The 8,922-nt window shown below is 59.8% G+C and carries 9 protein-coding genes and 2 pseudogenes; 7 read left to right on the forward strand and 4 right to left on the reverse strand.

The features are described 5' to 3' along the window. Positions 1-230 precede the first annotated feature (230 nt). From G8767_RS34605 to G8767_RS34615, 3 genes and pseudogenes are all read left to right on the forward strand, one after another. Positions 231-436, forward strand: a pseudogene (locus G8767_RS34605) (IS110 family transposase); the annotation flags it as partial. Positions 437-721: 285 nt separating this feature from the next. Further along, complete coding sequence (locus G8767_RS34610; protein WP_149357472.1) at positions 722-1,174, forward strand: hypothetical protein; 453 nt, start codon at positions 722-724, stop codon at positions 1,172-1,174. Between the two features lie 1,072 nt (positions 1,175-2,246). After that, complete coding sequence (locus tag G8767_RS34615) at positions 2,247-2,636, forward strand: helix-turn-helix transcriptional regulator (protein WP_007728194.1); 390 nt, start codon at positions 2,247-2,249, stop codon at positions 2,634-2,636. Between the two features lie 197 nt (positions 2,637-2,833). Here the strand turns inward: G8767_RS34615 and G8767_RS34620 are convergent, their stop codons facing one another. Both G8767_RS34620 and G8767_RS34625 read right to left on the reverse strand, forming a co-directional pair. Then, positions 2,834-3,190 (reverse strand): type II toxin-antitoxin system PemK/MazF family toxin, encoded by a 357-nt coding sequence (locus G8767_RS34620; protein WP_003943396.1) that lies wholly within the window; start codon positions 3,188-3,190, stop codon positions 2,834-2,836. Next, entirely contained in the window at positions 3,187-3,399 is a 213-nt protein-coding gene (locus G8767_RS34625) for a ribbon-helix-helix domain-containing protein (protein ID WP_003943374.1), read from the reverse strand. The genes G8767_RS34620 and G8767_RS34625 overlap by 4 nt, the downstream gene beginning before the upstream one ends. Before the next feature lie 709 nt (positions 3,400-4,108). Between G8767_RS34625 and G8767_RS36460 the strand changes: the two are divergent. Together G8767_RS36460 and G8767_RS36155 are read left to right on the forward strand one after the other, a co-directional pair. Beyond that, a pseudogene (locus G8767_RS36460) lies at positions 4,109-4,582 on the forward strand (diiron oxygenase); the annotation flags it as partial. 20 nt (positions 4,583-4,602) lie between these two features. Then, positions 4,603-5,142 (forward strand): diiron oxygenase, encoded by a 540-nt coding sequence (locus tag G8767_RS36155; RefSeq protein ID WP_230587715.1) that lies wholly within the window; start codon positions 4,603-4,605, stop codon positions 5,140-5,142. Between the two features lie 327 nt (positions 5,143-5,469). On the opposite strand, the gene G8767_RS34635 is transcribed toward G8767_RS36155, so the two are convergent. Next, a complete protein-coding gene (locus tag G8767_RS34635) occupies positions 5,470-6,264 on the reverse strand; it encodes a hypothetical protein (RefSeq protein WP_166814182.1) in 795 nt (264 codons plus the stop codon). Between the two features lie 947 nt (positions 6,265-7,211). Further along, positions 7,212-7,679 carry a hypothetical protein gene (locus tag G8767_RS34645; RefSeq protein WP_149357468.1) on the reverse strand — a complete coding sequence of 156 codons (468 nt, stop codon included), beginning with the start codon at positions 7,677-7,679 and terminating at the stop codon, positions 7,212-7,214. A 176-nt stretch (positions 7,680-7,855) separates the two neighbouring features. On the opposite strand from G8767_RS34645, the gene G8767_RS34650 reads away from it, so the two are divergent. Beyond that, positions 7,856-8,338: a polyketide cyclase gene (locus G8767_RS34650; RefSeq protein ID WP_030537933.1), complete on the forward strand. Its 483-nt coding sequence runs from the start codon at positions 7,856-7,858 to the stop codon at positions 8,336-8,338. 28 nt (positions 8,339-8,366) lie between these two features. Then, the gene (locus G8767_RS34655) at positions 8,367-8,630 is read left to right on the forward strand and encodes a hypothetical protein (protein ID WP_187781740.1); all 264 of its coding nucleotides are present in this window, start codon (positions 8,367-8,369) and stop codon (positions 8,628-8,630) included. The last annotated feature ends 292 nt before the right edge of the window (positions 8,631-8,922 follow it).

Below are 8,922 nucleotides of genomic sequence, written 5' to 3' on the forward strand. Positions count from 1 at the left end.
GACCCACGAAGCAACGACTGAATCTTTGACACCCGAACTCGAAACCGCATAACCTACAACACGACTCGTTGATCACGAACCTGATGGTTCACCGATCCGAAGTACACCACTCCATGGGACGCTATCCCCTGAAATCAGGAAATCCTTGTGCAGTAGTGGGTTTCGCAGTTATGTTTCCTGTGGGCGCCCGTCGACCGGCTGGTCACTCGACGGGAGGCGGGACGCCCGTCTCCCGTCGACTGCAAACGCGTCCTGTTCCTCTCGGCGTTCGTCGTGCTGCACGATTCTGCCAGTCGCACCTACTACGACCGAAAACGAGTCGAAGGAAAGAAGCACACCGCCGCCCATCTGCCTCGCCGGAAGTCGCTGCGATGTTCTCTACGCCATGCTCAAGAACCATGAACCCTATCGATTACTCGCCGTGACTGCCGCTTGACGAAGACAACATGGCCCCCGGCAACTCATCGTCCGACGCTCCGAACCGTCGAACGCCCGTCGGTTTCCCAACTGCACTGCACCAACTCCAGTGCCACGAGCGCCGTCAGGTTGGTCACTTGATCGTGCAAAGCGGCGCGAGTCCAACGGCGCTGGGAACGCCCATCGCCCGCGCGCATCCCCCGCCCGGAAGCGTGTGCCTGATGTTTCGAAGCTGCGCGTTTCCAGGTAAGTCAATCGGCAGGATCATGGCGCTCTCGTCGTCATCGGCGCAATCGTGGCAGCCGTGATCGTTCTGCGCCCGTCACCGGGCAACTCGAACGTGGACAATCCAGCCGCCGCTGGCAGCACATCCTCAACGACCACGACTGCCGGACCGGTCACCGACGCCGACACCGTCAAAGCGGCCCTCCCCACAGCTTTGAGCAGTGCCTCCGAAAACTGTCGCCAATCCACCTTCACCACCGACGGTGCCCTCGTGATCAGCTGCGATATCAAAAAATCCAATCAACTCGCCGAAAGCTTCTCCGAATACGGCAATCGCTTCACAGCCAGCCTCGACCTGAAACAAGCGAAAAAGACACTTCTCGGATACGGCGAATACGACTACGGGAACACACCCTGGTCGAAAACGACTCCCGCACAGCAGGAGTCAACATCAGTGACGGCGCCACCGGACAAGTATCGGGAAGTTACGTCAACATGGAAACCGGCCTCACAATCGACGTCTACAGCATGACCGACAACGCTGCTGTCACTAGCTTCTTCAAAAAGACAGGGCTCCTCTGATTGTCCAGTCCACCAAAAGCCGAGCCACGCAGGACGAATGTTTGACCACCACGATCCCGCGATTCCCATCCCGAAAGACTCTTCCCACCCGCGCCTCACCTAGCACGATCACGCTCGCCCGGCCTGCCGGCTGGCACTCCACCACGTCGTGAACAGACCAAGCCATCACCACGGACGAAGAAACAACCGGCGCTCGAAGTAAAGAGACCGAAGACATGAGATGCCCGCCAGCTTTCGTCTCGACTGTGCCCGCCGCACATCACGAAGCGCTTTGGCAGATGATCCATTGGCGGTCATACCAAGTTCCTCACTCTCCGACGAGGGCCGGGTCTGTACCGTCGCCACGCACCCGACATATTCGGAACGTGTGACAATCGGGACGAGGTAGAAGCCCGCCGCCCCCGGCGAGTGGACAGCCGGAGGGCAGGTCCTGCGCGGACGAACTGACCACTCAGAATCACCGCAGCAACAAGATGCTAACCAAATTCGAACCCGAAATGCCAGTTTTCCTGCAGTGCTCAATGTTTGGGATCTTCGTCCACTATTCCGACGACAGACGTGATAGGTCAGGAGTGCACACTGAATGAGGGGTGCATCCGCGAATCCGTCGATGACTCAGAGGTCCGAGAGAAGCGATTACAGGACAGGCGGGCAGTATGGCGGTGGTGCACCCGATACCGGACACGCGGTGTACGTGCCGAACCAAGGACGATGAAACCCGAATCCGAAATGACCGTCGCTCAAGGTGGCAACCACACCAACGAAAACCCTGGTGATTCAGCCGATACCGAGTCAGAGGCCAGCGCCGTACCCGTGGACGCGATGACCGCTGAGTGTCCATCGCGGCATCGGCGTAGGAGCAGCATCCTGAGTCGGTGTCGGAACGACTCGACTAGCCACCGAGCTTTTCGCACCATCACGACAGAAGTACTGTCGTCAAAACTCACGCTCCCCCCCGGGAGAATTCAGTAAGCAGCGCCACACCGATATCGAGTCCACGAATCCATGAAAAAATTCAGGCCATGCGGACAGGATTCGGAGTGTGGATTCGTGATCAGATCGATGCTCGGGGCTACGAGAGCACCGAGGAGGCTGCCCGGGCGCTAGGGGTGTATCCGTCGTTGCTGCGTCATTGGGCAACGATCGTGCGATCGCCGTCCCCGCAAGTTCTTCGGCAGGTCGCAGTGTTGTTCGATGCGCCCATACAAGACGTGCTGATCGCCGCCGGCTACATGACCGAAGAAGAGAACCGCCCTCTCTCCCCGACCAGGATGTCGCTGCAACAAATGTCGAACAAGCAAATCCTCGACGAGATATGCCGCCGCACAGTAGGAGACACCGGAGGACCCCCTATTCCAGTGCGAGTGAACGGAGTACTTCACACCCCAGACGGATGGACCAGCACACCTTAGGCGTTCCGCCCCTCGGTTCGTTCGCTGTATCGAGACCAATTGCTAGCAAGCCGAGTCGTCCTGCCGCTCGTCGGACGCACTCTCACTGCCGCGCTGGCAAGGGAAGCAAGCAGCGAGTGGGCAGAGCAGACCACGTAGGGTCTTCGGCAACCGCACCCCGACGATCGAGGCGATCACCCGGCCGCAACAGCACCAAGTTACTGCAGATCGAGGTGCAGCCGCAGCGCGTCCTCGAGTGCGGCGAAAGTCTCCATCCCGACCTTGCCGACAGGTTCAGGATCCAGACGCCGAACCGATACCGAACGCACTTGCTCCGCTTGCGCTTTCGACGCTCGCGCCAAACCTGACTCGTCGGACTCGACAATCACCTGAAACGGAAACACGTGCGCGGTATTGGTAGTCAACGGAACCACGGTGATCACGCCCCTGCCGAGATTTTCTGCAGTAGCGTTGGCCCGGTCGTTGCTCACCACCACCGCCGGTCGTCGTTTCGCCGCTTCACTGCCCTGCGCCGGATCGAGATCCACCCAGTGAATGTGCGCGCGGCGAATCATTCGGTGTCTGCCGTGACAGCGTCCCACACTTCATCTACGTCACCTTCAGCAAACGCTGCAGCGTAGTCACGTTCGAGTCCGGACGTCGAGAGTAGGCGGAGTGCGGCTCGAATTCCTGCCGACCGGCCACGAAGTCCGTGATCACGCACATACTCGTCGAGTAGGTGCGCATCCTCGTCAGGCAGACTTATGGTAAATTTCGTGGTCATACTTTAAGCGTACCAAAGTATGATCTGGCGGTAACCCGCGAAAACGGCTACACCGCCTCACCAGCAAGAAAGAGCCCATTCAAGGAGGCAACCACCCCGACGCGTCTCCCTCATAGCCACCTCAGAGCCATTGGTCGTCGCGCATTTTCGCCCAGAATTTCAATTCAGATAGCGACCTCCGTCGAAACTGGTTGTTGCACAGTCACTTAAGAACTGACATAACTTGCAGTTGCCGATGAGATATTTCGACTGTTACCGCTCGTTATCCCGGCAATAACCACGGACTATCGGATCCCCGTCGCATGCCGAAAGACGTGCGGGCCAATCCACATGATCAACTGTCTGCGCCGCCTCGGATATCGTCGCGGTGCAGGGACGCGAGTTCGGGGAGGTGAGTTCCGACCCGATCAAGCGGGGACACCGACCGTGACGAGATCGCGAGAACCTCGTCCTGCACCTATCCCACCGTATAGGTCGGCAGATGCACACAATGGCCTAACGTCGACCACGTCCAGTGCCGTCGTCTCGACAGCAGGACCCACACCACCATCAAATACCGAGAGCTGCGTGCATGGTGCGATATTGAGTGCCCCTTTCGCCCTTCCGGACTTACCCGTGGACGTGCAGACTCATACAGTTACTGTGGACGCGCAGTCACACTTAGTTTACTGTGGGCACATCTGAGATAGATGCCACAAAGGAGCCCGAAATGCAGTTCCTAACACTTCGCCACACGCGGCGTAACGCGCCATCTGTCCGCTCAACTACGGGGCGCAATACAATCAACGAACGCCGCGATTACCACGACACTCTGCGCACACTGTCCGAGGCATCCTCGACAGGGCTCCACTTCGAGGCGTTCAAAGACATCGCCTGGAATTCGCCCGAGTTCGCCGCCCCCGCGGACGACCCGAGATGGACACTCCCCGCGGTCGACCCCTTGTCCCACACCGACTGGTACCGCGCGCTCTCACCCCAGGAACAACGGCGGGTTGCCCGGATTCGGCTCGCATCTATAACAAAGACCGGCTCCCAGTTCGAGCAACTGCTCCTTCTCGGCGGTACCCAGTTCTTGATGGGCCTGGCGAACGAAAACCCCGAATTCCGCTACTTCATGCACGAACTCACCGAAGAGACACACCACATCCAGATGTTTCAGGAGTTCACCAACCGGGTGGCTCCGGAGGTACACGGTGCCCCAACGTGGCTTGTCAAGGCCTTCCCCTGGTCGGGTCGCTGGGATCGCTGTGGCCCAGTTTCTTCTTTCAGATCATCCTCGCTGGAGAGGAGCCCATCGACCACATCCAGAAGAGCATCATGCGCGGCGGTGGCATCCACCCGCTCACCGACCGCATCATGCAGATCCATCTCGCCGAGGAAGCACGTCACATCGGGTTCGCCCATGCATGGTTGCGCCATCACGCTCCGCGCATGAGCCGATTCAACCGCCTCGCACTCGGCATCACCACGCCTGTTGTCATGCGCATAGGGTTTTGGTCCATCGTCGTCCCGAGCCGGCAGGACGCGACGTTGCTGGGTATCCCCCGCAATGTTCTGCGCGAGACCTACTCGATGCGCAACCCCGATTTCCGGCGACTTCTTGCAGAGTCCTGCGCAGACGTCCGGAGCCTCGCCGACGCCAACGGAATGCGCACCCGGCTCACCCTCTGGTCCTGGCGGCTTACCGGAACCGACGGCCGGCTGTCGCGGTACCGCAACGAGCCGTCGAGGGCCGCGGCTTGACGATCTGCAACCCGCGACGCAGCTGCCCCTCTCCCACTTCGACAGACAGCTGCGTTACCCGCTCACCGCGGTCGAGGCAATGGCGCACAGATATCAGCGCGCCAACCACAGGCCCACACCCGAATCGCCCCATCGAATTGTAGGAAGCGGATCCATCGAGGCCGAACCGGCGACATCAGTGCCGGCGAAGACGCAACATTTCCAATGACATAGCGAATTCACTTTTGCTACTACAGGTTTCGGCACAACGTACTGCGAGCGACGTTCAGCACTTCCGCGATTCGGTCATGGATACGCCTCGCCGTTCATCTTGGTCCGGCAATAGAGTCACAGGCCGACTGCGCCGAGGAGAGCTTCTCCTGGATCGACGACTGCCACTACGGCCGCGACGAACAGCAGCGTCATCGCAATGGTCATCACAGCACCGAGCGATCCGAGGGCGACGAACATCCGACGGTGGGCACCGTTTGTCGTGTCCGACGGTCTGTAGCGTCGGACGGCGATGACGGTTCCGGTTGCGACTACAGCGATCACCACGGCGGTAGCGACAATCGCCGCCCAGTTGTAGTGCTCGACCTGTGTGAGCAACTCGAGCAGTGGCGGCCCGGAGTCTCCGCTCTGCACACCGTTCTCGATCAGAAACTGCGCTGTCTGCCCGTCCGCGTTGTCAGCGGAGAGCATCGGAAGCAGCGCGACTACGGGTGCGGCCGTCGACTGGATGTTGAGCACAGCCACAAACACCGAAAACAATGACAGAACAGTCGTAGTGGTCGCCGCGACCACGCAACCGACGCCGGCCGTCAGAGATCGTCGCCACAGAGTCGCCGCGAGCAGGCACAGAACCGTGGTCAGCAGCACCGAGATGACGATCTTGATCACGTGCCACTCGAACCAGTAGTCCACTATCTCCGCCAAGCCTCGAGGATAGGTGCGGACTCCGCTACCCCAGTAGTCGACCAAGCCGCGGCCGAGCAGCTCACTCATGACGGATTGATCCTGGAACTGCGGATAGCGTCCGCGTAACAACGCGGCCGGACCCAGAACGAACGCGGCCACCAATGCCGCTCCGGCGCATGACAACGCAACGATCGACCAGCGGCTTCGGTTGACGGACGTACTCATTGACGACTCCCTTCCGAGAGAGAGTCAATCAGCAGGTACTCGACTGCACATCCATCTGCAGTACTACATCTGACGAACGAGGTACCAGGTCAGGATTCGATGCTCTATCGCCGTCCGCGCCGGACTCTGGCAATCATCGCGCACGGCCAGGATCAACCCTGCACCCGTGATGAAGTCGGATTCGGCAACCCCATATCTGCAGCGACCGCGTTGTTGTGCACCGTTTTTGTCTCCACGTCCTCACTGGACGCAAATCGTGAGTCGCTCCCGCCGCGCCATCCATACCGTCGCAGGAGGCGACCGTGATGCGATTAAGTAAGCGCCAAGAACAGATCATCGAACGGGTCGCCGAAGGCTATTCCGGAAAAGTAATAGCACGCTTACTCGAAATTTCACCCAAAACCGTGAGTCCCACCTTCACGCGTAATCGATCGAACGGTCTGCAGGAATGCAGTTTTGAAGCGATCAGCGCTTATCGCGAACATCGAGTTGACCGCCACCGAGCGGGACACTGAAAGCGTCCCGACACTCGGAACTCGCCCGTCAATCGTTCCGTCACAGCCGCGGCCGACCATTTCTACCGAGCACTGGGCCACAAAGTTCCGAGAGTCACAGCGTCGATTCGGATCGATTCGTCGGCCGACTACGATCTTAATCTCAACAGGGTCAGCGCATCACTACTGGTGAGATGATGCATGACCGTGGATGGGCAGTAAGGCACTGAAGTTCTCGGTGAAGCACTAGAAGGTGATCTGGGATTTTCACTGCTGCGGCGAAACACTACGAGAGATCGGGCGGGCCCTCGGCCAAACGATCATGTGTTCTGTGAATCTTCCTGCTCAGGCAGCGACCTGTGCCGAGGGGACGGTTACGCGAACAGTACGCCACAGCCACACCCGCATAACCCTCTTAGGGCGGGTATGGCTGTGGCGCAACTACATTCCGGGTCAGGGAGTGACGGTGATGCCGGGCGTGGAATTGAACTTGAGCGCCCCGGTCATCTTCGCTGTTCCGGCCCCTGCTGCCGGGCATGATGCGCTTCCCCCGTTGGAGGTGAAGTTCACCGTTCCGGTGTTGTTGGCGGTCACGGTATGTGTTGTGTTGCTGTAGGGCACGGGGCCGGCAGTACTGGCGGTGACGTCGATGACGCAGCTACCAGCGACTACGTGAGCTCCACCGGTGGGGATTTTGATACTTCCCATCGGTGATCCACTGTCGGCGTTGACGTTCAGAGCCCAGGAACCCGACGTGGTGATCGTTGCCGGCACACCTTCGAGGTCACATCCGGACAGTCCCACGCTCGCGATGTTGATGTTGATGCCGCCCGTTCCGGAGTTCACGTTACCGGGCGCTGGAGGGATGGTTCCGGTTCCGCTGACGCTGGTGCAGTACAACTCGAGACCGCCAGTTGTCACGAAACTAAGCCCACTCCTGGTGGCCGTCACCGGAGTGGCTGTGGCGGGGCTGATCGTGGTGGACAGCATCCGACATCTCCGCGCATCACCCCGCCTCGCCGACCGAAGCCGATGAATGCACCCACCGAACGAGAGAAACCTCGCCGACCGATCGGCGGTATGGCAGCATTCGCCACATGACTAGCGAACGGATCGAAGTACAGCGCACCATCCGTGCCGACCCCGCATCGATCTTCGCGGTCCTCTGCGACCCTCAGGGGCACGTCGCCATCGACGGATCCGGAATGCTGATGGGCGCAGATGGCGAACTCGTGACCGCGACCGGCGACGAATTCGTCGTCCACATGGATCGCGAAGCTCTGGGCGACCTACCCATGGGACAGTACGACGTCACAGTGACGATCAAAACCTTTGTTCCCCAACGCGAAATAGCATGGACCATCCTCGGAACTGTTCGGCCTCCGATCGGGCACGTCTACGGATATCGGATCGAGCCGGCCGACGACGGCCACAGTTCCCTCGTGACCTCGTACTACGACTGGTCTGATATCGGCCCCACCTGGCGGCAAGCAGGAATCTTTCCCGTCATCGCCGAAGGATCTCTCAAAGCCACGCTCGGTATCCTTGCACGCACCGTAGCCAGAGGTTATCCGCGCTGACCCCGCCCGAAAGCCCAGCGTCGGGGCCGTGATGCTCCTCTTCCGCGAGCGCGCAGCCACCACCGTGACAATCGCAGCACTGATCGCCGGTGCCGTCGCAACCTCATGGATCTATCTCAACGGAATCTTCTTCGCCACAACGTCTCCAGTGAGTGCAATGTCCTACGTTGCACTCACAACCATCACGCCGGCCACTATCGCCTTTTACCTGATGGGGCGCCGAAGCCACGCTGACGCCTCCCAGCCGCCACCTCACCTGAACTCGCGACGAGAGGCTGCCAAAGAGCGGTAGACGAACCTCCACTGCAGCCCAACACGCCCGGCTTCCCCGTCACGAGGCACGGGTCCATCAGTTCATGAAGACCACGCCGCCCGACCTACACTAGAATGCCGAGACGTTTTCTGCGCGTTCACTTTTCGAGCACCGATCACGAATCGACTCGGCCCGCCAGCGACACTGAGGTTCCCCCCGGATAGTGGAGGGTGGTTACGCGGCCAGAAGCTCCGCGGTCAGTGACATCTCATAGTTCATGGGGCTGAGCATCCCGATCGTCGAGTGCCGCCTCGTAGTGTTGTAGTAACTC

The sequence above is a fragment of the Rhodococcus sp. IC4_135 genome, from assembly GCF_011602025.1.
GTDB lineage: Bacteria > Actinomycetota > Actinomycetes > Mycobacteriales > Mycobacteriaceae > Rhodococcus_F > Rhodococcus_F baikonurensis.

Coding starts and splice junctions, on each gene's coding strand:
- G8767_RS34615 (WP_007728194.1), top strand. CDS start 2,247: ATGCGGACAGGATTCGGAGTGTGGATTCGTGATCAGATCGATGCTCGG.
- G8767_RS34620 (WP_003943396.1), bottom strand. CDS start 3,190: ATGATTCGCCGCGCGCACATTCACTGGGTGGATCTCGATCCGGCGCAG.
- G8767_RS34625 (WP_003943374.1), bottom strand. CDS start 3,399: ATGACCACGAAATTTACCATAAGTCTGCCTGACGAGGATGCGCACCTA.
- G8767_RS34635 (WP_166814182.1), bottom strand. CDS start 6,264: ATGAGTACGTCCGTCAACCGAAGCCGCTGGTCGATCGTTGCGTTGTCA.
- G8767_RS34650 (WP_030537933.1), top strand. CDS start 7,856: ATGACTAGCGAACGGATCGAAGTACAGCGCACCATCCGTGCCGACCCC.